Origin of the sequence: Streptomyces sp. SID12501, from assembly GCF_010550245.1 — a bacterium.
GTDB lineage: Bacteria > Actinomycetota > Actinomycetes > Streptomycetales > Streptomycetaceae > Streptomyces.
The window spans coordinates 222,820-247,079 of record NZ_JAAGLU010000006.1; the positions used below are offsets into that span (position 1 = coordinate 222,820).

Consider the following 24,260-nt stretch of genomic DNA (forward strand, 5'->3'; position numbering starts at 1 on the left):
GAGGGAGAGGCCGGGTCTGGCCTCCTGCTGTCGGCCCTGACGTCGTACTTCGTCCTCAGTCCGCCGTCTGCGCCGCATCCTCCGTGACCGCCCGCAGCAGGGGTCTGCTCGCTCCGATCGCCGCGAACATGGCCAGCGCGCCCACGGTCACGCACACCGCCAGGGTCATCGCCCCGGAGGCGCTGATCGTGCTGTCGAACAGCTTGTTGACCTGGAAGGCAGCGTAGATTCCGGCGGCGGTGGTCCCGCCGGCGAGGACGACCAGCGGGAGGACCGTCTCACGGAACCTGGCCCGGTCGAGGAGCTTCAACGGAGTGCCGGCCAGCCGCAGCAGGGCGTAGACGCGTCGCCGGTCGAGCACGTTCGCGGCGGCGGTGAGCCCTGCGGAGGCGGTCGCGACGAGGAAGCTGACCGCAAGGGCGGCGGTGCCGAGTTCGCCAAGCCGGCCGGTGAAGGCATCGTTCTCGGCGGTGGCATAGGCCTGGGTGTAAGGGAGCTTGCCGGGCACCAGGCCCGACAGCGCGGTGACCGCCGTGTCGACCTGCGGGGCGCTGCCGGAGACATGGGCGATCACTCCGGGGGTGCCGAACAGTATTCCGTCGTCGCCGTCGCTCGTCGTGACGGTCGCCTTCACTCCGGCCGCGTGGAGCAGCGTGCGGGCCTCGGCGGTGGCGGTGCGGGCCTTGGCGGCGCTGGTGGTGGGTACGGCGACCTGGCCGGGGAAGCGGTAGTCGTCGATGCTCACGTTGCCCACGGTGAAGAACCCGGCGACGAAGCCGGCGAGGACAAGTCCGCTGACGGTGCGCCAGGAGCCGCGCGGGTCGTCGGTGAGCCGGCGCGCGGCCAGCAGGGTCGCCGGGCGGCGGGCGAAGCGGGCCGTGATCCGCCCGAGTCGGTCCACGACCCACGGGCCGAGCAGCCAGAAGGCGCCGTAGAACATGAGCAGCATCGCCAGTTGCTGACGGGCGCTGGTGCCGCCCGACGAGGCTGTCACATAGATATAGACCAGGACCGCGGCGAAGAGGACCAGGCGGACGAGGCGGGTACGGCTGGGGTTCGCCTGCTGGGCCACACCCAGGGGAGAGACCGCCACCTGACGCAACGTCGTCATGGCGCTCACCGCGATGAGACCGGCCACGAACGCCACGACCGCCAACAGCCAGGGCAGCCCCACCCACAGCCGGCCGGTGTACCAGGTGCCGATGCCGAACGGGATCTCCGCGAGAGCGGGCAGCAGCAGACAGTACGCCAGCGCGCCCGCCAGGGCCCCGGCCGCGCCGACGACCGCCGACTCCAGGCCGGTCATCGCGAGGATCTGGCGCGGTGTCGCCCCCGCCAGCCGCAGCGCGGCGAGCCGTTGCTCACGCCGGGCTGCCCCGAGCCGTCCGGCGGCTGCGGCGAGCACGATCACGGGGACGGCGACGATCGCCACACCGATCGACACCACGGCCTTGTCCGCCGAGGTGAACACACTGACCTCGGTTCCGTCGAAGCCGGAGACCACCGCGCGTGCGGTCTGACCGCCGAACTGGCCGAAGAGGCCGAGCGGTTCGGCCGCTGTGGAGACCGCCGGGTCGGAGGCATCCCTCCCTATGACCGCCACCAGCTCTTCGGGCGCCGCGAGACCGGCGTCGCCGATGGTGCCGTACGAGGACACCTTCGGGAAGCGGTCGGCGAGCTGGTTCGCCGGGGTCTTGTCCAGCAGGTCGGCCAGGGCGGGCGAGACGTAGACCTGCCCCGGCTCGGGGAACCCGGTCAGCCCTGGGGGTGCCGGAGTCGTATGGCGGCCGGGCAGCTGGGCCAGTGACACGACGGTGACCGGGCGGTCGCCGAGGTACGTCGTCCCGAGTGTCTGTACGGCGGTGCCGTGCCGGTCGGGGGCCGGGGTGCGCCAGGCCGTGTCCTGGGCGCGGGCACCGCTGCCGAAGTAGGCGGCCGTCAGCACCAGCAGGATCAGTGAACCGACGGCCGCGGCGCCGGCCGCCAGCAACTGGCTGTGCAGGCCGCGGCGGCCGGAGCGGCGCGCGAGGAACCACGCCAACTGTGGGACGGGCGAGGACATGAGGGCTCCGGGTTGATCGGATGGGTGAGGCGGGGGCCGGCGCTCTGGGCAAGCGGGCGCGGCGGGGTGGACCGGCGTTAGGAGGGAGGGGCGTTGGCGCGGCAGGGCCGGTGGCTCAGGGCGCGACGGTGTACTGGTGGTGGCCGGTGATCCGGCCGTCCCGGACCTGGAGGACGCGGTCGCAGTGGGCGGCGACGTCCGGGTCGTGCGTGACCATCACCAGGGAGGCGCCCTGCTCGCGGGTGACCGAGGTCAGCAGTCGGACGACCTCTTCGCTGGTGACCTGGTCCAGCGCGCCGGTCGGCTCGTCGGCGAAGACCACGTCGGGCTGGACGACCAGCGCGCGGGCTATCGCGACGCGCTGGGCCTGACCGCCGGACAACTGACCCGGGCGGCGCTTCTCCAGACCGTCGAGGCCGAGCGGGGCGAACCAGCGGCGGGCGAGGGAGACGGCCCGGCCACGGGGTATGCCGTCCAGCATCAGCGGCAGGGCGATGTTCTCCTCGGCGGGCAGTTCGGGCAGCAACTGGCCGAACTGGAACACGAATCCGAACCGTTTGCGTCGCAGTTCGCTCAGCCGGTTCTCGCCCAGGTTGTCGATGCGCTCACGGTGCAGGAGGACCTCGCCGCCGTCCGGGCGGACGACTCCGGCCAGGGTGTGCAGAAGGGTCGACTTCCCTGACCCCGACGGGCCCATGATCGCCAGCGACTCGCGGACGCCGACCTTCACGTCCACGCCGTGCAGCGCGACGGTGGAGCCGTATTTCTTGGTGAGGCCGAGACCGGCCAGGACGGTGCTCATGATCTTCTCGTTCTCCTTGGTCTCCTCGCCGTCGCTCAGCGCTCGAACTTCCAGGTCACGGAGGTGTTCGTCGCCGCGACCACCGTCACCGGTATGTCTATGTCCTTGCCCGTGCCGGTGCGGCCCGTGCACGTGATGCTCGCGCCGGCCACGGCCTTCAGACCGGTCGGACAGGACACTCGGGAGACCTTCGTGCCCACCCAGGGCAGCGGGTGGAACTTGCTCTGGGCGCGACCCGCGACGATGTTCGCCGCCAGGGCCTTGTGGCCGTCGACCGCCACCGTCGTGTACTTGTCCAGGGAACTCGTCGACTCGGTGCCCGCGAGCAGATGGGTTCCGAGGCCGGCCAGCGCGACCGCGGCGGTCGCACCGCCGATCACACTGATGAGGGCTTTGCGCTGCATCTCGTACTCCTGAATGTGGGTCGGGGCGGGCAGTGGCTCCACTCTGTCCCGCCGGAACGAGCGCGCGCCTCGGCCGTCCGGCCACCCTTCACGGATCCGGGCCTCGGCCTTTCGGCCGATCCGGCCGCGGCCGTCCGCGCATACGGTGATTCGCATGAGATCGGATTCGCCCCGCAGCTGCGCCCGGGCTTTCGTCGTCACGCTCCTGGTCATGGCCGGGATCTTCGACGTGTTCAGCGCGAGCGAGAGCGGCTACGCGATCTGGCCGCATGCGGTCGTCCTGGTTCTCGGGTTCGCCGCCCTGCTGTGGCCGGCCCGGCGGCTTCCGGACTGGCTCACGCCGCAGCTGCGCACGGGCGCACCGGCCGTCGCCTCGCTGTTGTTCACGGCGGGTTCGCTGCTGCTGGGCAGCCAGGCCTCGTTCGGCCCGGCCGAGACAGTCGTGCTGCTGAGTCTGCTGTTCGTCGCGGTACGGCACTGTCCCCAGCCCTGGGCCGTCGTCTGCGGGGTACTGAACGGCGCCGCGCTGCTCGGCACACCCGCGCGCTTCTACCAGGACGACATGTCCAGCCTTATGGCTTTCATGATGGTGGCGCTCGTCCTGATCGGCCTCGTCGCCGGTCTGGCCGCGTTCCTGCGCTCACAGGACTACCGGCGGGCCGTGGCGGTCGTCGAGACCCGGCGGGCGGAACGGGTGGCGATCGCCGCCGACCTGCACGACTTCGTCGCCCACCATGTCACCGGCATCCTCGTCCAGACCCAGATGGCCCGGATGATGGCCACCACCCAGCCGGAGAACCTGGACACCGTCCTCGCGGGCATAGAACGCGCGGCCACGGAAGCCCTGGCGTCGATGCGCCGTACCGTCGGCGTGCTGCGGGACACCGGCCCGGACGCTGCCGACCGCAGACCCGTCGGTGACCTGGCTGGCATCGCCGAACTGACGCACGGCTTCGCGAGCCCGGTCCAGCACGTCACCCTCGACCGCGGCCCCACGGTGCCGGACGACCTTCCGCACGAGGTGCAGGCCGCCGCGTTCCGGGTGGTGCAGGAAGCACTGACGAACGTACGACGGCACGCGGCCGACGCCGGCGAGATCACCGTCCGGCTCCGCCACGACGGCCGCCGACTGGAGGTCGGTGTGACCGACGACGGCCGGGGAGGCACTCAGCTTCCGGCCGCCGCGCACGGTGGCGGTTTCGGCCTGGTCGGTCTCACGGAACGGGTCACGGCTCTCGGCGGTGACCTGCGCGCGGGGCCCCCGGCCGGACAGACGCAGGGGTGGGAGGTACGGGCACTCTTCCCCACGGGCAGGACATGACGCGGCGGAGTTCTCCGGTGGCACGACCGGGATCTGCTGTCCAGGCTCCAGGCGCCGAACCAGTCCGAACTGGACGTCGTGCTCCGCTTCGGCTTCGCCGACATCCGCTGCGTGGCGTTCACCCACGTCGGCACCTGGGCCATGGACAAGCTGATCCGCTTCGCGCTGCTGGTGCGCGGCGGCGAACCGGTCCTCCGGGACTTCGGCTCCCCGGCCGGCACCACCAGCTCTACAACCCCTGGGCCGACTGCGGCCACGGCAAGGGTGACCCGCCGGCCGGCGCCCGCGCCGGGATCTCCACCCTGCGCGGCGCCTTCCACCCGGACCCGGGCATCACCGAGGACGTGGCCCCAAGATCGCCATCGAACTGCGCGCCCACGGCCTCGGGGACGAACCACGAGGCGTCGACCTGGCCGCGATGCCGATTTTGATGGCCCTGCGCGCCGAGGGCATTGACAGCGGCGACGGCCGGCAGGTCTTCCTCCAGGCCGTCGACGCATGAACCCGGACGTGCTCTCCCTCCTCACCCAGGCCCGCGCGATGGTCGACGGGACCTACGAGGACCTGTACGGGCAGCTCCGCCCTGGCGTCCGCGAGAACGAGTGCGTGGGACTCGTCAGCAAGGTCCTCCGCTGAGGACATGGACTCGACCTGAGCGTGGACGGGGGGACGGGGCGGCTGTCGGGGCGAGGAGGGAGAGGGGAGAGCGGAAGGAAATCGGGTCAGGCGCCGCGGGTCGCGTTCTCCGCCTCGAACATCCAGCGCTGCTTCTCGAGCTCGGCCGTGATGCCGATCAGCAGATCCTGGGTCACCGGATCGGCTTCCTCAGTCACGCCGATGCGTTCACGCAGGCGTTCGATCGCCGTCGCCAGCGCCTCGACAAGGAGCTGGACGACCTCCGTGTCCTGGATCCAGCCGTCCTTCGGGCTCTGGAACACGGAAGCCGAGGCGACGGTTTCCGGGCGGCCGTCCGGCGACACGCCGAGCGCCGCCGCGCGCTCCGCGACGGTGTCGGAGAACGCGCGGGCCGCCGACACGACCTCGTCGAGGTGCAGGTGGATCGATCGGAACCTGGGCCCCACGATGTTCCAGTGGGCCTGCTTCCCGATCAGTGACAGCGCCAGCAGATCCACCAGGGTCGCCTGCAGGGCGTCGCCGGTGATCCGGCGCGCCGGCTCGGGCAGGCTGCTCTTCACGACGGTCATGGGGTGCTCCTCCTCGTTTCGCGGTCCGGATTCTCGCTACCGGACCCGTTCTCGCGTGGTGCGGAGCAGCGCGGCGCGTTCCTTTTCGCAGGTGCCGCCCCACACGCCCGAGGTCTGACCGCTGCGCAGTGCCCAGTCCAGGCACTGCGGGGTCACCGGGCAGTGGGCGCACACACGCTTCGCGGCGGCGATGTCCCGCACCGCCGGCCCCTTCGTGCCCGCGGGGAAGAACAGTTCGGGGTCCTCTCCCGTGCAGGCCGCTCGCCGCAACCACTCCATGGAAACGCGGGTGCCCAGGTCGGAGGGGCGGAAACGTGACGGAACCGGCCACCGGTGACGACGGAGAGCGATCAGGGCCCGGAGGGGAGGTGAACAGGCGGGGGAGAGGCTGATCATTCGGCGCGGGGCGTGAGCACGCGGTCCACGAAACCGGTCAGCTCGGCGAAGGCCGCCGCCCTGTCCGTCTCCAGGAAGACTTCGTGCCGGGCGCCCGGCACGATCCGCTCGGTCCAGTCGGTGCCGCGCAGTTCCTCGACGCCGACGCGGCTCCCGGCGAGCGGGACGAGCCGGTCGTCGTCGCCGTGCAGCCACAGCAGCGGCAGCGGTCCGACGTCACCGCTTTTCGCGACGGTCCCCAGTGTCCGTACGAACGCCTCCAGCGTCGGCCGTTTCATCGGGCCGTGCCAGACCAGCGGGTCGGCCGTGTACGCCGCCCCGACCGCGGGATCGCGGGACAGCGCGGCCGGGTTGATGGGCCGGTCGGGGATCTCGTCGAGTTCGAGCAGCCGCCCCGGGAGGTCCCAGTTGCCGAGCACGGGCGCGGACAGGACGAGCGCGGCGAGTTCGTCGCCGTACCGCTGTGCGAAGCGGGCCGCGATCAGGCCGCCGGCGGAGTGGCCGATCAGTACGACCGGCACATCCGGGTGGGTGGTCCGGGCGTGGTCGGCGACGGTGCGCAGGTCGGTGACGACGTCCTCGAAGTCCACGATCACCGCCCGTTCGCCCGCCGACCGGCCGTGTCCCTGGTGATCGGGGCCGAGGACGGTCGCGCCGTGGGCCACGAGGACGTCGGCGAGCTCCTCGTAGCGGCCCACGTGCTCGCCGTACCCATGGGAGAGGAGGGCGAGGTAGCGCGGCGGGCAGAGTGGACGTTCGGAATCGCTGCGGGCGGGTGGGGACCACTCGCGGACGGCGATCGCGCCCCTGGTGCCGGTGAGGACGTACTCGCGGGACTCGGCCATGGCTGCTCCGGGTGCGTCGTTGAACGTGTGCCTGGTGTGTGTGGATCTTCTCAGGGGCCCAGTTGCCGGTCCACGGTGACGCGTCGGGATGGGGCAGGGGTCACCTGGCGAGACGGTGCTTACTGCAGCAGTTTGGTGGGCTTAGCATCGGTGTCCGCATGAACACGATGACGCTCTGGCACATGACGCACTGGGAGTTCGCCGCGCTGGCCGCCGCGGCGGTGCTCGTCGGCTTCTCCAAGACCGCCGTGAGCGGGGCCAACACGGTCAGCCTGGCGATCTTCGCGGCCGTCCTGCCCGCCCGCGAGTCCACCGGCGTACTGCTGCCCATTCTGATCGCGGGGGATGTCCTCGCCGTGCTGACATACCGCCGGCACGCTCACTGGCCGACCCTGTGGCGGCTGTTCCCGGCGGTCGCGGTGGGTGTGGTCGTCGGCACCGTGTTCCTGGTGTGGGCGGACGACAAGGTTGTACGGACCTCGATCGGGGCGATCGTGCTGTTCATGGCCGGAGTGACGGTGTGGCGCCGACGGAGGGCGGAGCCGGAATCGGAGCCGGAATCGGACGGCGACGAACCGGAAGCGGTGAGCACACCCGCAGGCCGCTTCAAGGCCCGCTCCTACGGCGTCCTCGGCGGCTTCACGACGATGGTCGCCAACGCCGGCGGCCCGGTCATGTCGATGTATCTCCTCTCGGCCGGTTTCCGGAAGCTCAGCTTTCTGGGCACGTCGGCGTTCTTCTTCCTGATCGTCAACGTTTCGAAGGTCCCTTTCAGCGCCGGTCTGGGCCTGATCGACGGCCACTCGCTCCTGCTCGACGCGGCGCTCGTGGTGTTCGTGGTACCCGGCGCGTTTCTCGGCAAATGGGCTGTGAGCCGAATCAACCAGCGACTGTTCGAGCAGTTGGTGATCGCGGCCACGGTGGTGGGCGGGGCGCAGTTGCTGCTGCGCTGATCAGTGGCCGTCCGGGCGCCGACTCGCGCCGAGCGTGGCCCGCATCCGATCGATGGCGCGCAGCACCTCGTCCCGGTTCTTGGCGCTCTTTGTCCACACCGGCAGCCGGGCGACCAGGGTCATCTTCTGACCGGTGTCGTACCAGGGCGCCCGCTCGCGCAGGGACGCCGCGACGAACCGCCTGATGTAGGCCAGGTGTTCGAGGTTGTACGCCCACAGGCAACCGTGACGGGTCTCCGTCTGCAGCCACACAGGGATGTGGAAGTACGGGTCGCGTGCCGGGGCGCCGATGCTGCCCGGGAACCTGACCGACCTGCCGGACCAACTGCGGGACAGACCGCAGCCGCCGCACACGAGGCGCCGCGGCGAGAACAGCACCGAGCGGATCGCCTGGTCCGGCTCCTCGTGAGGATCCCGTTGGACATGTGCGGGACGCTCACAGCGTGGACAGCGAACCAGGACGGAGCCGATGAAGTCGTACCTCGTGCTGCGGGGGTCGCGGAAGCGCAACGGGGCCGGGGACATGACAGGAGTATGGCCGTGGCCCGAGTGACGGGGCACCTGGTTTCTCGCTCGCGGGAACGGCCTCGCGCGGAGGGCACCCGCAGTCGGCCGGGGCTGCTCGCACGTGACACCGACTACGCCCCGGACGTACCCCCGCCCGCTCCCGACAGTGCCGCAGGACGGGCCGGCAGGCTGCTGCTGAGGTCCTCCACCAGGAGGCGTTTGGCGATCGTGTCCACCGCGGCGCGCAGATCGTCGCCCGATGAGTGGCCGAGGTCCTGTTCCACTCGGCCGGCCAGCCAGGTGCCCCAGGCCTTGCCGATCACCTCGGCCTCGCGGGTGCCCGCCTCGGTGTGGGAGAAGAAGGAGCCGGTACGGGTCAGATAACCCTCCTCGACCATGCGGTCGAAGACCGGGACAAGCACCTCGGGCGGCATGTGGCGGCGGGCGGCGATCAGACCGAGGCCGGCGTGGCCGACCATACGGGTGAACAGCTCGACCTGCATCACGGCCCAGGCGCCCGCGATGTCGAGGCGGGTGTCGGAGTCGCTGACGATCCGGCGCGCGGTGTCCAGATCCGTACTGCCGATGATCTTGCCGACCGAGGATTCCAGCAGGCGGCGCGAGTCAGGACTGCTCGGCGTCGCGAAGCCGTCGCCCATGTCCGTCGAAGCCATCCGCGCGCTGTCGCGCAACTGGACCTGCTTGAGGAACAGGGCGACGACGAAGCCGAGGAGCGCGACCGGCACGGTCCACAGGAAGACGGTTTGGATGGTGTCCGCGTACGCGCCGATGATCGGCTCGGCCGCCTTGGTGGGGAGGTGGTGCAGGCCGTCCGGGCTGGTGGCCGCCCTGGTGATCGTGGCCTGGTCCGCCGTGCCCGTACGGGCGGCTTCGGCGATGCCCTCGGAGAGGTTCGGCGTCAGTGAGTTGGTGTAGAGCGTGCCGAAGACCGCGGTGCCGAACGAGCTGCCCAGCGTACGGAAGAAGGTGACGCCGGAGGTCGCGGTGCCGAGGTCGGCGTACTCGACGGTGTTCTGCACGGCGATCGTCAGCACCTGCATGCCCAGGCCGATACCGGTGCCGAGGACGAACATGTAGAGCGAGGCCAGCCAGGTGCTGGTCGACGCGTCCATGAGGGAGAGGAGATACAGGCCCAGGCCCATCACCGCCGAGCCGATGACCGGGAAGAAGCGGTACTGGCCGGTCTTGCTGACCACGTTGCCGCTGAAGACGGACGCGATCAGCAGACCCAGCACCATGGGAAGGGTGCGTACGCCGGAGACCGTCGCCGAGTCGCCGTCGACGTACTGGAGGAAGGTCGGGAGGTACGTCATCGCCCCCAGCATCGCGAACCCCACGATGAAGCTGAGGATCGAGCAGACCGTGAAGACGGGGTTGCCGAACAGCCGCATGGGCAGCATCGGTTCGGCCGCGCGGGACTCCGCCCAGCAGAACAGGCCGAGCGAGACCGCGCCGCCGACGAACAGCGCGATGATGACGCCGGAACCCCACGCGTACTGGTTGCCGCCCCAACTCGTCGCCAGGATCAGTGCGCTGGCGCCGATGGCGACGAACGCGATGCCCAGATAGTCGATGACCGGGCGTACCGCCGACTTCACCACCGGAATGGTGCGGGCCGCCGCGATCACGACCGCGATGGCGATGGGAACGTTGACGTAGAACGCCCAGCGCCAGGTCAGATGGTCGGTGAACAGGCCGCCGAGCAGCGGCCCGATGACCGTCGCCACACCGAACACGGCACCGATCGCGCCCTGGTACTTGCCGCGCTCCCGCAGCGGGATGACGTCCGCGATCAGGGCCATCGCCGTGACCATCAGCCCGCCCGCGCCGACGCCCTGCATGGCCCGCCAGGCGATCAGCAGCGTCATGTTCGTGGCGAGCCCGCACAGGAACGAACCGGTGATGAAGACGATCGCCGAGACCTGGAAGACCACCTTGCGGCCGAACAGGTCGCCGAACTTGCCGACCAGCACCGTGGCCACGGTCTCCGCCAGCAGATACGACGTCACCACCCACGACATGTGCTCGGCACCGCCCAGGTCCGACACGATCGTCGGCAGGGCCGTGCCGACGATCGTCTGGTCCAGGGCGGCCAGCAGCATGCCGAGCATGATCGTGACGAAGACGACGTTGCGGCGGCGGGAGTCCAGCACGGGTGGCTGCGCGGCGACGGGCGGTGCGGTGTCCTGGGCGACTGTCACGAGGTCACGATCACACCGGTGGTACACCCGTGCAAGGGGTGGCGTCCGGCAGGGTGCCCGGCCCCCGGTGCCTACGGCTGCTCGGGCCGAGGCCTCCCGGGGTTCCGGCGCAGCAGGTACGTGTCCATGATCCAGCCCTTGCGCTCACGGGCCTCGGCACGCAGCCGCTCGATCCGGGGTGCGGCCTCGGCGATCGGCCCGGAGACGAGGATCTCGTCCGGGGTGCCTATGTAGGCACCCCAGTAGATGTCGATGTCCTCGTCGGCGTACTCCCGGAAGGCCTGATGGGCGTCCAGCATCACCACCACGTCGTCGACCCCCGCCGGAAAACCCTCGGCGAGCCGTCGCCCGGTGGTGATCTGGACGGGACGCGCGACCCGGTTGAGCCCTGTGCGGTGCCGGGCGACGAGTGCGGAGACACTGCTGATGCCGGGCACGACGTCGTACTCGAAGTCCACCGCGCCCCGCCCGAGGATCTCCTCCAGAATCCCGAGCGTGCTGTCGTACAACGAGGGATCGCCCCACACCAGGAACGCCCCGTTCTCGTCCTCGCCGAGTTCCCCGGCGATCAGCCGCTCGTAGATCTCGGCCCGGGCCCGCCGCCAGTCCACGACCGCGGGGGAGTACGCGGCGCCGCCGGCCGTCCGGTCCCGCTCCGGATCGCGCACCTCGACCAGGCGGTACGTCCCTTCCGGCACATGCGTGTCGAGCAGGTGCCGACGCAACCGCACGAGGTCGGACTTGGCCTCGCCCTTGTCGAGGACGAAGAACACGTCGGTGCCCCGCAGCGCCCTGACCGCCTGCAGGGTGAGCTGATCGGGGTCGCCCGAGCCGATACCGATGACATGAATCTTCCGCACGCCCCGAGTCTGCCGCACACCACTGACAACGTGGCCTTCGTCCCGGGTCAGCCTCCGACGGTACGGCCCGACAACCGTGGCGCCCGAGCCACCGCGTCGACAGCCGCGGCCTCCCGCTCCACCTCCGCCGCCAGCTCCCGCGCCCACGTGACGACTCCCGCCAGGTCCATCCCGTACGGCAGCGGTCGCCCGACCACGACGGCCCACTCCTCGACCGCGCCGGCCCCGCGCCGCAGCAGCCGGACACCGCCCGTCACGTTCCCGCGCGCGGCGTGCGTGAGCCCCACGGCCAGCTGCGCGAGCCCCCGCCACAGGCCGCGCTCCTCCTCCGGCCCCGACTTCCAGGCGTCCTCGAAAACCTCGTGTGCGTGGAACGGTTTCCCCGCGTCCAGCAGCGCCTGCGCCTCGGCGACGCTGTCCTCGGGACGGCGTACGACCCCTTCGGGCTGCCGGTCCACCCCGCGCTCGCCGTACGGCAGCGGGCGCCCGAGCCCGTCCCGTGGCCGCGCGTTGCGCGCCCGCCCCTCCCCGTCCCGGTCCCGTCGCCCGCCTGCTGCTGCCCGACCTTCCGACGTACTGCTCATACACCGATTGTCGCGCGCCACCTGCCGTCTTCGGGGCAGCCCCTGACGTGGGGTAAAGTTCTGCTCGCGTGATCACGCGGGGCAACCGCGGGACGACGCACCGGGACGTGGCGCAGCTTGGTAGCGCACTTGACTGGGGGTCAAGGGGTCGCAGGTTCAAATCCTGTCGTCCCGACTTGTGAGAGTCGTAGTTCAGGGGCTGTTTCGGATCACTCCGAAACAGCCCCTGAGTCGTTCTCGGGGACCGGAACGCCGAGGGCGCGCACATCGAGCGGGCGGTCAGGCCCAACTCGGTGTGCGCGCCCTCAGGTCCGGATGTCCGGCGCGACCTGTGCCTCCTGCCTATCGGCGGAAGACGATGCCCTTGGCCGCGGTCCCCGTGCGGTTGTCGTACACGACGTCGCCCGTGGACTTCTTCCAGATCCGGATGCGGAACGTGTCCGGCTTGTCCGTGGCCGTGATGCGGAAGGCGTAGCCGTCCTTGCCGTTGACCGTGCCGGAGCCCTGGTACACCGCGGTGGAGCCGGTGACCACCAGCCAGTCCGAGGACGTGGAGCGCAGCCGCACCTTCGCCTTGGACTTGCCGGGCGCCGCGAGGTCGAAGGAGGCCGTGGCCGTCGGGACCGTGGCGCCCTTCCGGTAGAAGGCGCCGAAGGAGAAGGCCGCCTTGCCGGTCAGCTTCGGGTCGGCCGGGTAGGCGCCCGGCCGGGAAGCGATCACGCCGGTGCCCGCCACGCCGGCCTTGGGGTCGAACACGATCAGCTCGGGGAGCTGAACGGTGGCCGCGGCCTTGTCGTCGTCCGTCACCGTGACCGTGGGGCGGAGGATGCCCGCCGTCAGGTAGGCGTGGCTCGCCTCACAGGTGCCGTTCGTGACCTTGCCGGATGTCGGGGTGGTGCCGTCCTTCCAGTCGATCTTGCAGGTGTGGGTGTCGGCGCGGCCCGGGTCGGTGAACTTCGCCGAGATGCGCACCGGGGTGTTCTTGCCCGCCGGGACCGGGGTCTTCGGGCCCTGGACCGAGGTGATCGACGGCGGCGCGTTCGTGACCGTCACCGTCAGGGTGTCCTTGCTGCGGCCACCCGTCAGCGTGACCTCGTACGTGCCGTTGTCCTGGCAGGTGATGGACGTCGGGATCGTGGTCCTGCTGGAGAACGTGCAGGGGGTTGTCGGGCTCACGCTCCAACTCGGCTTGCCCGCACCGGAGATGGTGCCCGTGAGCGGGATCGCGCTGCCTTCCTGGCCAGTTGCGTCCGCACCCGCGTGGACGATCGTCACCGGGTCGATGCTCGACAGGGTCGGGACGACCTTCTTGATTGATCCGTCGGCGTCGAACTCCATCTTGTCGATGGTCGTCTCGCGGTGCATCCCGTCACCGCCGGGGATCGCGAAGCGGTGGTAGACGATGTACCAGTCGTCGGTGTTCGGCACGTGGACTATCGAGTGGTGGCCGGTGCCCTTGATGCCCAGGGAGAGGTCCTTCTGGAGGATCACACCGCGCTTGGTCCAGGGGCCGATGGGCGAGGAACCGGTCGCGTAGGCCACCTGGTAGTTCTCGTCCCGGGTGTCGTTCTCCGACCACGTCAGGTAGTAGGTCCCGTTGCGCTTGATGACGAACGAGCCCTCGTTGTAGTTGCTCGGCGTGATGTCGGTGACCTTCGACGCGTCGAAGGAGACCATGTCCGCGTTGAGCGGCACCACGTAGGCCCTGCCGTTGCCCCAGTACAGGTACGACTGGCCGTCGTCGTCGGTGAAGACCGCCGGGTCGATCATCTGGCCCGTGTAGTCACCGGCCTTCAGCAGCGGCTTGCCCAGGGCGTCCTTGAAGGGGCCCGTCGGGGAGTCGGACACCGCCACACCGATGTTCGCGTCGGCGCAGAAGTAGAAGTAGTACTTGCCGTTCTTCTCCTCCATGGCCGGCGCCCAAGCGCGGCTGTCGGCCCAGCTGATGTCGGGACCCAGGTCGAGGATGACGCCGTGGTCCTTCCAGTGGACCAGGTCGGTGGAGGAGTACGCCTTGAACTGCGTACCGCTCCAGCCGTCGAAGCCGTCGGTGGTCGGGTAGATGTAGAAGGTGTCGCCGAACCTGACGATGTTCGGGTCCGCGTTGAGGCCCGGCAGCACCGGGCTCTTCATCTCCACGGCCGTCACGGTCCAGGTGCGCTTCTTCCCGTCGGAGCCGGTGACCTCGTACTTCACCGGCTCGGTGAAGTCGTGCAGGGTACCGGAGGCGGGGCTGATGCTCGCACCGTGGGCCAGGGTGAACTCCGGTGCCAGGGCGGTGATGTCACTGCCCGGGGTGAGCGGCAGGACGACCTTGCTGTCCTTGTCGGTGATGATCGCGTCGACCTTGAGCGCCGGGTGGGTGGCCGCGGCGATCCCGGTGGTGTTGCCGCTGATCTCCAGGACCTCGGCGGGCGTCAGGGCCCGGTTGTAGATCCGGAAGTCGTCGACCTCGCCACCGAAGTACGGGTCCGGGGAGTACATGGACTTACCGATGTATCCGGAGTAGTCCTTCGCCGGGTCGTACAGATCGGAGGGCTTGATGGTGACACCGTTCACGCGGGCGGTTTCGGCGCCGTCCACGTAGAGGATCGCCGTCTCGGTCGCGCCGTTCAACGTGACGGTGACGTGCTTCCACTCGCCGGCGGTGAGCTGGGAGCCGCCGATCATCTGCTTCTCACCGGACCAGGTGGCCTTGGTGATCGCGGAGAACAGCTTGCCGCCTCCGTTGGAGGGCGAGGCGAACAGGTACTTGTTGCTGTCGGGGCCGAGGCCGAACAGCCACTGGAAGTTGTCGCCGCCCTTCCACTTGACGTACGTGGAGACGGTGACGCTGGTGGTGTCCTTCAGGACCCCGTTGGGGATCTTCACGTAAGGCGAGCTGGAGCTGCTGTTGCCGCCGGACATCTTGAACGAGCCGCCCTCGACTCCCGTACCGAAGTCGGGAGTTCGGACGTACGTGCCGTGGTAGCCGTGGCCGCTGGAGTCACGGGCGATGCTGCCGCCCGTCTCGTCGAAGTCGTAGTGCAGGACCAGGTCCGCCGGGACGTCCGGGCCCTCGGTGGAGACCGTGACCTCGGCGCTGACCTCGATCGCGGAGTCGCCCGCCAGGTCGCCCTTCACCGTGAAGGTGCCGGCCTGCGCGTACTGCGACTCGGCCACGGCCTCCCAGGTGACGGCGACGGGCCGCTTCACACCGTCCGCGGACTCGGCGATTACGGTGGCGGGCAGGACCGGGGCGTCACCGATGCGCGTCTCGACCTTGACGTCCTCGGCGCTCGTGATGATCTGGTCCGGCTGGTAGGTCTTCAGGAGCCGGTCGTACTCGGCCTGGGTGACCGGGAGCACGGTGCCGTGCCGGGGCTTGGACGGCAGGTCGTAGCTGGTGGACGGGGTCCAGACGCCGGAGGCCAGGTCCGTCGTCTCGAAGGGGATGTAGCCGCGACCGCCGAACTCGTCGAGGAACGCGTACCACTTCTCCTCGGTGTTCGACTTGAACACCAGGGGACCCTCGGCCGCGCTCATCGTGCCCTTGCCGATGCCCTCGGCGACGGCGGTGTAGGACGGGTTGAGGATCGAGTCGCTCTTCTCCTCGAAGATGAACTTGCTGTTCGGGGAGGAGGAGCTGTTGTTCCGCTCGTCCTTGGAGAGGCGGTAGTAGGTGTCCTTGTCCTTGATCATTGTGGAGTCGATGACCGAGTAGCCGCGGTCGATCCACACCTTGGGCGTGCTGAAGGTGCGGAAGTCACGGGTGGTCGCGTACATCATGCGGTTGTACGTGTCGCCGGAGTGGTCGGCGTTGTCGTACAGCTTCGAGGCCCAGAAGACGACGTACGAGCCGAGCTCGGCGTCGTAGAAGGCTTCCGGCGCCCAGGTGTTGCCGGCCGAGTCGGGGGAGACCTTCACCAGGCGCTGGTCGGTCCAGTGGACCAGGTCGGTGGACTCCCACACCATGATGGACTTGCTGCCGGTGCGCTGGGAGGCGTCCCAGTCGCCGTTGCCGTAGATCCGCAGGTCGGTGGCGATCTGGTAGAACTTGTCGCCCTCGGGGGAGCGGATGATGAACGGGTCGCGCAGGCCCTTCTCGCCGAGTGTCGAGGTCAGGACGGGCTTGCCGTCGTTCAACTCCCGCCACTTGAGCGGGTCGTTGCCCTTGCTGAGGGCCGCGTAGAGCTGTTCGCCGTCCGAGGTGCCCTCGCCGGTGAAGTAGCTGAACATGTAGCCCTTGAGGGCTTCCTTCACGGGGAGTTCGGGGACCTTGGCCGTCAGGGTGCGGGTCGTGGTGGCGGTGCCCTTGGTGATCGTCGCGGTCAGGTCGACCGTCGTGCCGCCGGCGCCGTGCGCGGGGCGGTGGACCACACCGTCGGTCCCGATGACGTCGGTGTTCGCCGAGGACCAGGCAACCGCCGTGCCGTAGACGCCCGTTGACGGCAGCGTGATGTTGCCCCGCACGTCGTCGATGTTCGGGACGGTCAGCGCGTCGGCGGCCCGCTCGGTGGCGGTGGCGTCGTCGAAGGTGGCTGGGACCGTCACGTCGAAGGTCTTGGTGTCGCTCACCGGGCCCTTCTTCAGGGTCGCCGTGAGCGTGGCGTGGCCGTCCGGCTCACCGGCGGCCGGGCGGGTGACGGCGCCGGAGGCCGAGACCACGGAGGCGTTGTCGGTCGCCCAGGTGATGGCGGAGCCGCCCGAGGGGCCCGCGCTCGGCAGGGTCAGGTCGGCGATCACCGCGCTCGTGTCGCCCAGTGTCAGGTCCGACTTGTCGGCGGCGACGCCCTGCGTGGCGACGGGGAGGGAGAGTTCCTCGACCTCTGAGCCGGCCAGCGCCCGGTCGTAGACCCGGAAGTCGCGGATGTTGCCCTTGAACAGGTTGTCGCCGGGATACACCGACTTGCCTATGTAGTTGGCGGTGGTCGTGCCCGAGCCGATGGAGCCGGGAGTGAGGGTGATCGCCGTGTTGCGGCCCACCTCCACGCCGTCCTCGTAGAGCACGCCCGTGTTGCCGGTCTGGGTGTAGGTGATCTGCTTCCAGACCGCGCGCTGCAGGTTCGTGCCCGCGGTGCGCGTCGTCTGTTCCGTCGACCAGTTGCCGCTGGCGATGGAGGTCCGGTACGAGTTGCCCGTGGTGAACAGGTAGCCGTTGCCGGCCGAGCCGCTGGTGTTGCCGAAGCCGTAGATGAAGTACGGGCTGGACTGGGCGGCGTCGACCTTCACGTCCATCGAGACGGAGATCGAGGTCAGGCCGCTCATGATGTTGTCCGGCACCTTGACGTAGGTGTCGGATCCGTTGAAGGCGAGCCCGTCACCGGAGTTGGACCAGCCGGCGGTCCCGGTCACCGTGCCGGTACGGCCGTTGCCCGAGGAGTCGGCGACGGTGGTGCCGGAGGCCGCGTCGAGCTTGTACCAGAGGGCCAGTCCGTCGGTGATGTCGGCCGCCGCGGCGTGGGCGGGGACCGACATGGCCAACGGCCCCGCGAGGCCGAGAAGAAGCGATGCTGCGGTCAGGCCGGCGAGCCTTTCCGACCATGGTCTGCTGCGGCCGCGTGATCTCGCGAGTTGCATCGTTTCGGCTTCCTCTGCTCGGACACGGGGGGAGGTAGGGGGGTGTAACGGGAGACATCAGATTTCGTCTGTGTGTCCGCGCGTTGCGAGAGTGTCAATCGGTGCGACCAGAGCCGTCAAGAGCTTTCGAACAACGTTCGACAGGTCGAACAAGTTGTTATTTACGTGATGTGGCGTCAATCGGAACGGAACCTGTCACAAGCGTTGACTCGTGTACCTCACGTCCCTATGTTCTGGTCGAAGTTACGTACGCGGTACGGGATTTCGAACAATATGGCTACGAGAAGGGACCTGTCGTGTTCCGTACACGTCATTGGTTGACCATCCTGGCGGCGCTGCTGGCGCTGCTCGTACCTGTCGTCGGCATCCAGCCCGCCGCCGCGGCCGAGGGTCGGCCGTACACGAACCCGGTCAAGTCCCAGAAGGGCGCCGACCCCTGGCTGGAGTACTACAACGGCAACTACTACCTGGTCACCACGTCCTTCACCGGCGTCCTGACCATGCGGAAGTCGCCGACCCTGGCCGGGCTGGCCACGGCTCCCAGCGTGCAGGTGTGGAGTGACACCACCTCGACCCGTAACAACAACTTCTGGGCGCCCGAGCTGCACTTCTTCGACGGCCACTGGTATCTGTACTACTCCGGCGCGCCGAGCGGGGCCGCCTGCTGCGACCAGCAGCGGACGTACGTCGTGGAGAGCGCCGGCACCGACCCGATGGGCCCGTACACCTTCAAGAACCAGCTCACCGGGTCCAACCTCGACCCGGGCGGCTGGCTCATCGACGCCACCGTGCTGACGTACGACAGCAAGCTCTACCTGGTCGGCAGCGGTGCCATCGGCGGCAGCAAGCAGAGCCTGGTCATCGCGCCCATGACCAACCCGTACACGGTCAGCGGCTCCACCTTCAGCCTCATCTCGCAGCCGACGCTGGCCTGGGAGACCTCCGGGGCGCCCGTCAACGAGGGCCCTGAGCCGCTCTACCACGACGGCCGGACCTTCCTCACCTTCTCCGCGAGCTACTGCCAGACCGCCGACTACAAGCTCGGCCAGCTCGAACTCACCGGCACGAACCCGCTGCTCGCGTCCTCCTGGACGAAGAAGCAGACGCCCGTCTTCCAGCGTAACGACGCCGCCGGGGTCTACGGGCCGGGCCACAACGGGTTCTTCACCTCACCGGACGGCACCGAGAACTGGATCGTCTACCACGCCAACGACTCGGCCTCGGGCGGCTGCGGCAACGGCCGTACCACCCGCGCCCAGAAGTTCACCTGGAACACGGACGGCACACCGAACTTCGGCACCCCGGTCGCGCTCGGCACCACACTGCCCGGCCCGTCCGGCGAGACCGCGACGACCCCGACCGCGTACACGCTGGTGAACCGCAACAGCGGCAAGTGCCTCGACGTGGACGGCGGGAACACTGCCGACGGCACCAACATCCTCCAGTGGACCTGCAACGGCGGCACCAACCAGAAGTGGCGCATCGAGGACCAGGCCAACGACACCAGCCGACTGGTCAACGTCGCCACCGGCAAGGTGATGGACACCGCGGGCTGCGCCACGGCCGACGGCACCGATCTGCGCCAGTGGTCCTGGCTGAACAACAACTGCCAGAAGTTCAGGCTCGTCTACACGGCCACCGGCGACTACGTCCGGATCGTCAACGAGTCCACCGGCAAGGTCGCCGACGTCGCCGACTGCTCCACCGCGAACGGCGCCGACGTACGCCAGTGGACGTGGCTCGGCAACAACTGCCAGCAGTGGCAGATCAAACCCACCACGTGAGCCGGTAGCAGCGAGAGATGGTGGCCCGACCGGAAGTGGAACTCCGGTCGGGCCACACTCATGTGATGGGTCGTCAGCTGGCCGGCTCGGTCACCTTCGTGGCCGTCTTGCCGTCGACGGCCGCCGACAGCTGCGGGACCAGCCGCTCCAGCATGTACGGCAGGCTCAGCACCGATACGAACGAAACCGAGTTGCCGTAGTCGCTGGACTCCTTGACGAAGACCTCACGGTCCTCCTTGGCGACCTTCAGGTCCGCGTACAGGGGGTCCTTGCGCAGGGTCGCCTTGTCCTTGGTGGTGTCGGAGACGATCCACACGATCGCGTCCGTGTTCAGGAGATCGGTGCGCTCCTTGCTGATGTTGGCCCCGAACTCGTCACCGATCACCTTGTCCAGGTCGGTCGGCAGCTTGAAACCGAGGTCCGTGAGGACGCGCGAGCGCGAGTCCTGACTGCCGAAGACGAAGATGCCCTCGTACGGGGTCGCCATCACGCCGCTGGCGCCGGCGAACTCGGGGTGCTCGGTCGCCGCCTTCTTGAAGTCGGCCTCGACCCCGGTGACCAGCTCCTTCGCCTTGGCTTCCTGGCCGAGCGCCTTGCCGATGATCTCGGTCTGGTTCTGCCACGGCACGCCGTAGTCGTTGTACTCCTTCGGCTGGGCCACCACCGGGGCGAACTTCGACAGCGTGTCGTACTGCGCCTTCGTCAGACCGCCGTAGACCGCGAGGATCAGGTCCGGCCGGAGGGCGGCGATCTTCTCGGTCTGCGGGCCCGTGCCGGTGTCCTTGAGGACGGTCGGTGCCGCCGCGCTGCTCAGCTTGTCCGCCGCCCACGGGCCGATCGCGCCCTTGTAGCCGCCCAGCCACTCGGTCGTACCGACCGGAACCTTGCCCAGCGCGAGGACGGCGTCCTGGTCGGTCAGACCCACCGTGACGATCCGCTTGGGCTCGGACTTGATCGTGGTGCTGCCGTACTTGTGCGAAAGGGTCACCGGGAACGCGGAGTTGGCGGACGCGTCGGCGGCGGAGCCGGCCGTGTCGGAGTCGTCGTCGGAGCCGCAGGCGGCGGCGGTGCCGAAGAGGAGCAGTACGGAGGTCAGCGCCGCGGCGAGCCGAGTGCCTCTGGGAGAGCCGAACATCAGTGGTCCTTCACGGTGGTGGTTGTGTCGGTGCTGGGACGCGTGGGGGGCTTCTCGGCCTGCGTACGGGTGCCGGACCAGGCCTGCCACAGGGAGGCATAGGTGCCGGCCGCCGCGCACAGTTCGTCATGGGTGCCGCTCTCCACGATCCGGCCGCCGTCCATGACGACGATCCGGTCCGCGTCGGCGGCCTGGGTGAGTCGGTGGGCGACCACGAGCGCGGTGCGGTTCTCGATCGCCCGGTCGGCGGCCTTCTCCAGCAGCCGCGCGCCGGTGCTGCCGGCCTCGGCCGTCGCCTCGTCCAGCACGGCGATCGGAGGATCAGCCAGTACCAGTCGGGCCAGGGCGAGTTGCTGCACCTGGGCGGCGGTGAGCCGGTGGCCGCCCTCGCCGACGACGGTGGCCAGGCCCTCGGGCAGCGCCAACACCCACTCCAGCGCGCCCACTTCGGTCAGGGCCGCACGCAGGGCCTCGTCCGACGCGTCGGCGCGAGCGAGACGCAGGTCGTCGGCGAGCGGCCCCGCGAAGACGTGCGTCTCCTGGGTGACCAGGGCAACTTGCAGGCTTTCGGCGGACGTTGAGGCGCCGGTCAGCCGAACCGTGCCGGAGGTCGGCTCGTGCACACCCGCGATGAGCTTGGCGAGCGTGGTCTTGCCCGCGCCGCTCGGCCCGACCAGCGCGACCCGCTCCCCGGCGGCCAGTGTGAGATGGACGTCCCGAAGGACGGGACGCCCGGGCAGGTACTCGTGGTGGACGCCGGTCACGGTGACCGTGCCGGGCTCGCGCCGCTGTGCCGTGGGCGCGGGGGGAGTGGCCTCGGGCTCCGGGACGTCGGCGACGCCGACCAGCCGGGCCAGGGCCGCCGTCGCCGACTGGGCGTCGTCGAGCAGCGCGAGGGCCTGGTTGACCGGGCCGAAGAGGCTGTGGAAGTAGAGCGCGGCGGCCGTGGCCGTACCGATGGACACGGAGTCGGCCCGCACCAGCAGGAACCCGGTGACCAGGACCGCGGCGAGGCCGGTGTACTCGGCGATGTGCAGCCGGTTGTAGAAGTCGAGCACCAGCCGCACGCCCCGCATCGTCAGCGCGACAGCGGCCGACGAGCGCCGGGTGACGGACTCGGTGTGCGGCTCCTCCAGCCGGAACGCCCGTACGGTACCGGCGCCCGCGATGGTGTCCAGCAACTGCTGCTGCTGGGCCCCCGTGGCGATGCGCTGCTCGGCGTACAGCGGCACGGCGTTGCGTACGTACCAGCGTGCGGTCCCGGCCTGGATGGGCACGGCGAGCAGCGCGGCCAGCAGGAAGCGCCAGTCCAGTACGGTCATCGCGGCGAAGGTCAGCACGATGGCGAGCAGGGAGCGGGCCAGCTCGGGCAGCGCGCCCCGCACCGCCTCGCCGACCACCGAGACGTCCCTGGTGACACGGGCGTTGAGGTCGCCGGACCCGGCCTTCTCCACCTGCTCCAGAGGCAGCCGCAGCGCCCGCTCGACGAACCGCTCGCGCAACTGGGCCAGCACGGTCTCCCCGAGCCGGGAGACCAGGGACAGCCCGAGCGCGGTGGAGGCGCCCTGCGCGACGGCCACCAGGACCAGAAGGACGGCGGGAAGGGTGAGGTCGTCGGGCGGGCGGTGCTCGGCGACCAGGTCCACCATGCGGCCGAGCAGCGGCTGTACGAGCAGCCCGACAGCGGTCGCCGCGACCATCACGGCGAAGGCGCCGAGGGCCAGTCGGCGGCGCGGGCGGACCAGTTCGCGGACCGCGGCACGGGTGCGCCGAGGTGTCGCGGTGGGCAGCAACTCTCTGGTGCTGGAAGGGAGTTCGTTGCCCGTCATGCCAGCACCGCCGCTCGGTAGGTCTCGTGCCGGTCGATCAGGTCGGCGTGCGAGGCGGTGTCGGTGACCCGCCCGTCCTCCAGCAGTACGACCCGGTCGGTGACCGACAGCAGTGCGGGACTGGTGGTCACCAGCACCGTCGTACGGCCCTTGCGGATCTCCCGGACTCCGCCCGCGATGCCCGCCTCGGTCACCGTGTCGACGGCGGTGGTCGGATCGTGGACCACCAGGACGGGCCGCTCGGCCGCCAACGCCCTTGCCAGCGCGACGCGTTGACGCTGCCCGCCGGAGAGCGAGCGGCCCCGCTCACTGACTGCCGTTTCCTCGCCGTCCGGGAGGGTCTGCGCGACCTGGGCGACCCCGGCCGCGGTCATCGCCTGTCCGGGGTCGATGTGTTCGGGTGCGGCTGCCGTGACGTTGCCGCGGACGGTGCCCTCGAAGAGGTCGGCGTCGTGCTCGGCGACCAGCAGCGCGGTGCGCAGCTCGGCCGGGTCCAGGTCCCGCAGGGGGACGCCGTCGAGCTCGACGGTGCCCGCATCCGGGTCGCACTGCCGGGCCAGGCAGCGCAGCAGGTCGGTGGCGTGCGCCGGGTCGGTCGCGACCACGCCGAGCAGTTCGCCCGGCGCGATGTCGAGGTCGAGGCCCTTGAGCCCGCCGAGGCTGACGCCGGTGAGCCGCACCGCGCCGCGCACCGGCCGGGCCAGGTTCGCCGTGCCCGGGGTGACGTTGTGCGGGGCGGCCAGTACCTCCGCGATCCGCTTGGCCGAGGCCCGGCCCTGGGCGAGCTCGGCGTTGACCCACGCGAGGGTCTCCAGCGGGCCGACGAAGAAGACGGCGAGCCCGACGGCCGACACCAACTGGCCCAGACTGATGTCCCCTTGGGCGGCGAGCCGACCGCCGACCAGGGCGACGGCGGCGATCAGGCAGCCGGTGAGAGCGAGCACCATGCCGCTCTGGAAGGCCTGCGCGCGGGCCGCCTTCAGGGTGGCCTGGAGGGAGTCGCGGCTGGTGGTGCGGTAGCGGGCCAGCGCGGTGGACTCGCCGCCGATGCCCTTGAGGACGCGCAGGCCGGCCACCAGGTCGGCGGCGACGGCCGAGGCGTGCGCGGCCTGTTCCTGCTCGGCCTCGCTGCGCGATTCCAGCGGCTTGCTCAACAGGTGGCCGAGCCACAGCAGAACAGGAGTGCCGAGGAGCACGACGAGCCCGAGCGTGACGGACATGCGCAGCAGCACGACCGCGCCGACGAGAATGCCCGCGAGGGACGAGATCCCGCCCATGGCCGCCGTGCTGACGGCGCCCACGCGTTTGGCGTCCTCGGTGGCGATGTTGGCGAGGGCGCCGGGCAGCCGGCCCTCCTCCGCGCCGCCGCCGGGGGCCAGGACCCGGCGTACGAGGGTGATGCGGAGGGTGTGTTCGGCCTGGGCGGCGGCCCGGTCGGCTGACCAGGCGCCGAAGCGCCAGCTGAGCGCGAGACCGACGTAGACGACGGCGAGGGCGGCGAGCCAGCTCAGCAGGGCGCCGGTGTCGGAGCCCGCGACGGCGCGGTCGATGACCAGGCCGATCACGACCGGCACCATCACTTCGCCGAGTTGGTGGCCGGAGCCGAGGATCGCGCCGAGGGCGACGTCACGCCGCTGCCCTCTGACCGCCTGCCGCAGGACGTCCCGCCCTGACAGCTGTGAAGGACTACTCACCCTTACCCCTCCGGGATCGGACGACAGTTTGGGCCAGTAGGGCCTGTCCGAGGGTGTGTACGTGCACTCGGACAGGCCTAAAACTTAGGTGAGGCTAC

At 69.9% G+C, this 24,260-nt stretch carries 18 protein-coding genes and 1 tRNA gene; 5 read left to right on the forward strand and 14 right to left on the reverse strand.

The genetic code is table 11. From position 1 onward, the window contains the following. Nucleotides 1–55 precede the first annotated feature (55 nt). The 3 genes from G3I71_RS09080 to G3I71_RS09090 form a co-directional block, all read right to left on the reverse strand. Nucleotides 56–2,062, reverse strand: a complete 2,007-nt coding sequence (locus G3I71_RS09080; protein WP_164313427.1) for an FtsX-like permease family protein — start codon at nt 2,060–2,062, stop codon at nt 56–58. A 115-nt stretch (nt 2,063–2,177) separates the two neighbouring features. Further along, entirely contained in the window at nt 2,178–2,864 is a 687-nt protein-coding gene (locus tag G3I71_RS09085; RefSeq protein ID WP_164313428.1) for an ABC transporter ATP-binding protein, read from the reverse strand. A gap of 35 nt (nt 2,865–2,899) precedes the next feature. Then, a complete protein-coding gene (locus G3I71_RS09090) occupies nt 2,900–3,268 on the reverse strand; it encodes a DUF4333 domain-containing protein (RefSeq protein WP_164313429.1) in 369 nt (122 codons plus the stop codon). 154 nt (nt 3,269–3,422) lie between these two features. On the opposite strand from G3I71_RS09090, the gene G3I71_RS09095 reads away from it, so the two are divergent. Together G3I71_RS09095 and G3I71_RS52645 are read left to right on the forward strand one after the other, a co-directional pair. Continuing rightward, nucleotides 3,423–4,589: a sensor histidine kinase gene (locus G3I71_RS09095; RefSeq protein ID WP_164313430.1), complete on the forward strand. Its 1,167-nt coding sequence runs from the start codon at nt 3,423–3,425 to the stop codon at nt 4,587–4,589. Between the two features lie 498 nt (nt 4,590–5,087). Next, the gene (locus G3I71_RS52645; protein WP_343242890.1) at nt 5,088–5,225 is read left to right on the forward strand and encodes a hypothetical protein; all 138 of its coding nucleotides are present in this window, start codon (nt 5,088–5,090) and stop codon (nt 5,223–5,225) included. Between the two features lie 86 nt (nt 5,226–5,311). Here G3I71_RS52645 and G3I71_RS09105 read toward each other — a convergent pair whose 3' ends face one another. The 3 genes from G3I71_RS09105 to G3I71_RS09115 form a co-directional block, all read right to left on the reverse strand. Next, nucleotides 5,312–5,794 carry a Dps family protein gene (locus G3I71_RS09105; RefSeq protein WP_164313431.1) on the reverse strand — a complete coding sequence of 161 codons (483 nt, stop codon included), beginning with the start codon at nt 5,792–5,794 and terminating at the stop codon, nt 5,312–5,314. A 36-nt stretch (nt 5,795–5,830) separates the two neighbouring features. After that, on the reverse strand, nt 5,831–6,073 hold the full coding sequence (locus G3I71_RS09110) for a WhiB family transcriptional regulator (RefSeq protein WP_203729725.1): 243 nt from the start codon (nt 6,071–6,073) through the stop codon (nt 5,831–5,833). 113 nt (nt 6,074–6,186) lie between these two features. After that, nucleotides 6,187–7,035, reverse strand: a complete 849-nt coding sequence (locus G3I71_RS09115; RefSeq protein WP_164313433.1) for an alpha/beta hydrolase — start codon at nt 7,033–7,035, stop codon at nt 6,187–6,189. A 158-nt stretch (nt 7,036–7,193) separates the two neighbouring features. On the opposite strand from G3I71_RS09115, the gene G3I71_RS09120 reads away from it, so the two are divergent. Next, nucleotides 7,194–7,988: a sulfite exporter TauE/SafE family protein gene (locus G3I71_RS09120; protein WP_164313434.1), complete on the forward strand. Its 795-nt coding sequence runs from the start codon at nt 7,194–7,196 to the stop codon at nt 7,986–7,988. Here G3I71_RS09120 and G3I71_RS09125 read toward each other — a convergent pair whose 3' ends face one another. The 4 genes from G3I71_RS09125 to G3I71_RS09140 form a co-directional block, all read right to left on the reverse strand. Continuing rightward, nucleotides 7,989–8,513: a hypothetical protein gene (locus tag G3I71_RS09125; protein WP_164313435.1), complete on the reverse strand. Its 525-nt coding sequence runs from the start codon at nt 8,511–8,513 to the stop codon at nt 7,989–7,991. A gap of 113 nt (nt 8,514–8,626) precedes the next feature. Then, nucleotides 8,627–10,717: an MDR family MFS transporter gene (locus tag G3I71_RS09130; protein ID WP_164313436.1), complete on the reverse strand. Its 2,091-nt coding sequence runs from the start codon at nt 10,715–10,717 to the stop codon at nt 8,627–8,629. A 71-nt stretch (nt 10,718–10,788) separates the two neighbouring features. Further along, on the reverse strand, nt 10,789–11,577 hold the full coding sequence (gene cobF / locus G3I71_RS09135) for a precorrin-6A synthase (deacetylating) (protein WP_164313437.1): 789 nt from the start codon (nt 11,575–11,577) through the stop codon (nt 10,789–10,791). 47 nt (nt 11,578–11,624) lie between these two features. Beyond that, nucleotides 11,625–12,161, reverse strand: a complete 537-nt coding sequence (locus tag G3I71_RS09140) for a DUF309 domain-containing protein (RefSeq protein WP_164313438.1) — start codon at nt 12,159–12,161, stop codon at nt 11,625–11,627. A gap of 101 nt (nt 12,162–12,262) precedes the next feature. On the opposite strand from G3I71_RS09140, the gene G3I71_RS09145 reads away from it, so the two are divergent. After that, nucleotides 12,263–12,336: transfer RNA gene (locus G3I71_RS09145), tRNA-Pro, on the forward strand. A 167-nt stretch (nt 12,337–12,503) separates the two neighbouring features. On the opposite strand, the gene G3I71_RS09150 is transcribed toward G3I71_RS09145, so the two are convergent. Then, complete coding sequence (locus tag G3I71_RS09150) at nt 12,504–17,720, reverse strand: family 43 glycosylhydrolase (RefSeq protein WP_164313439.1); 5,217 nt, start codon at nt 17,718–17,720, stop codon at nt 12,504–12,506. A gap of 296 nt (nt 17,721–18,016) precedes the next feature. On the opposite strand from G3I71_RS09150, the gene G3I71_RS09155 reads away from it, so the two are divergent. After that, the gene (locus G3I71_RS09155) at nt 18,017–19,504 is read left to right on the forward strand and encodes a family 43 glycosylhydrolase (protein WP_164313440.1); all 1,488 of its coding nucleotides are present in this window, start codon (nt 18,017–18,019) and stop codon (nt 19,502–19,504) included. Between the two features lie 73 nt (nt 19,505–19,577). Here the strand turns inward: G3I71_RS09155 and G3I71_RS09160 are convergent, their stop codons facing one another. The 3 genes from G3I71_RS09160 to G3I71_RS09170 are packed head-to-tail and all read right to left on the reverse strand — an operon-like array spanning nt 19,578 to nt 24,162. After that, nucleotides 19,578–20,639, reverse strand: a complete 1,062-nt coding sequence (locus G3I71_RS09160; protein WP_164313441.1) for an iron-siderophore ABC transporter substrate-binding protein — start codon at nt 20,637–20,639, stop codon at nt 19,578–19,580. Continuing rightward, on the reverse strand, nt 20,639–22,468 hold the full coding sequence (locus G3I71_RS09165; protein ID WP_164313442.1) for an ABC transporter ATP-binding protein: 1,830 nt from the start codon (nt 22,466–22,468) through the stop codon (nt 20,639–20,641). The genes G3I71_RS09160 and G3I71_RS09165 overlap by 1 nt, the downstream gene beginning before the upstream one ends. Continuing rightward, nucleotides 22,465–24,162 (reverse strand): ABC transporter ATP-binding protein, encoded by a 1,698-nt coding sequence (locus G3I71_RS09170; protein ID WP_164313443.1) that lies wholly within the window; start codon nt 24,160–24,162, stop codon nt 22,465–22,467. Before G3I71_RS09170 ends, G3I71_RS09165 begins: the two co-directional genes overlap by 4 nt. Nucleotides 24,163–24,260 lie beyond the last annotated feature (98 nt).

What these genes read in the sequence shown, in the direction of transcription:
- G3I71_RS09080 (WP_164313427.1), bottom strand. Translation starts at nt 2,062, where the DNA reads ATGTCCTCGCCCGTCCCACAGTTGGCGTGGTTCCTCGCGCGCCGCTCC.
- G3I71_RS09085 (WP_164313428.1), bottom strand. Translation starts at nt 2,864, where the DNA reads ATGAGCACCGTCCTGGCCGGTCTCGGCCTCACCAAGAAATACGGCTCC.
- G3I71_RS09090 (WP_164313429.1), bottom strand. Translation starts at nt 3,268, where the DNA reads ATGCAGCGCAAAGCCCTCATCAGTGTGATCGGCGGTGCGACCGCCGCG.
- G3I71_RS09095 (WP_164313430.1), top strand. Translation starts at nt 3,423, where the DNA reads ATGAGATCGGATTCGCCCCGCAGCTGCGCCCGGGCTTTCGTCGTCACG.
- G3I71_RS52645 (WP_343242890.1), top strand. Translation starts at nt 5,088, where the DNA reads ATGAACCCGGACGTGCTCTCCCTCCTCACCCAGGCCCGCGCGATGGTC.
- G3I71_RS09105 (WP_164313431.1), bottom strand. Translation starts at nt 5,794, where the DNA reads ATGACCGTCGTGAAGAGCAGCCTGCCCGAGCCGGCGCGCCGGATCACC.
- G3I71_RS09110 (WP_203729725.1), bottom strand. Translation starts at nt 6,073, where the DNA reads ATGGAGTGGTTGCGGCGAGCGGCCTGCACGGGAGAGGACCCCGAACTG.
- G3I71_RS09115 (WP_164313433.1), bottom strand. Translation starts at nt 7,035, where the DNA reads ATGGCCGAGTCCCGCGAGTACGTCCTCACCGGCACCAGGGGCGCGATC.
- G3I71_RS09120 (WP_164313434.1), top strand. Translation starts at nt 7,194, where the DNA reads ATGAACACGATGACGCTCTGGCACATGACGCACTGGGAGTTCGCCGCG.
- G3I71_RS09125 (WP_164313435.1), bottom strand. Translation starts at nt 8,513, where the DNA reads ATGTCCCCGGCCCCGTTGCGCTTCCGCGACCCCCGCAGCACGAGGTAC.
- G3I71_RS09140 (WP_164313438.1), bottom strand. Translation starts at nt 12,161, where the DNA reads ATGAGCAGTACGTCGGAAGGTCGGGCAGCAGCAGGCGGGCGACGGGAC.
- G3I71_RS09150 (WP_164313439.1), bottom strand. Translation starts at nt 17,720, where the DNA reads ATGCAACTCGCGAGATCACGCGGCCGCAGCAGACCATGGTCGGAAAGG.
- G3I71_RS09160 (WP_164313441.1), bottom strand. Translation starts at nt 20,639, where the DNA reads ATGTTCGGCTCTCCCAGAGGCACTCGGCTCGCCGCGGCGCTGACCTCC.
- G3I71_RS09165 (WP_164313442.1), bottom strand. Translation starts at nt 22,468, where the DNA reads ATGACGGGCAACGAACTCCCTTCCAGCACCAGAGAGTTGCTGCCCACC.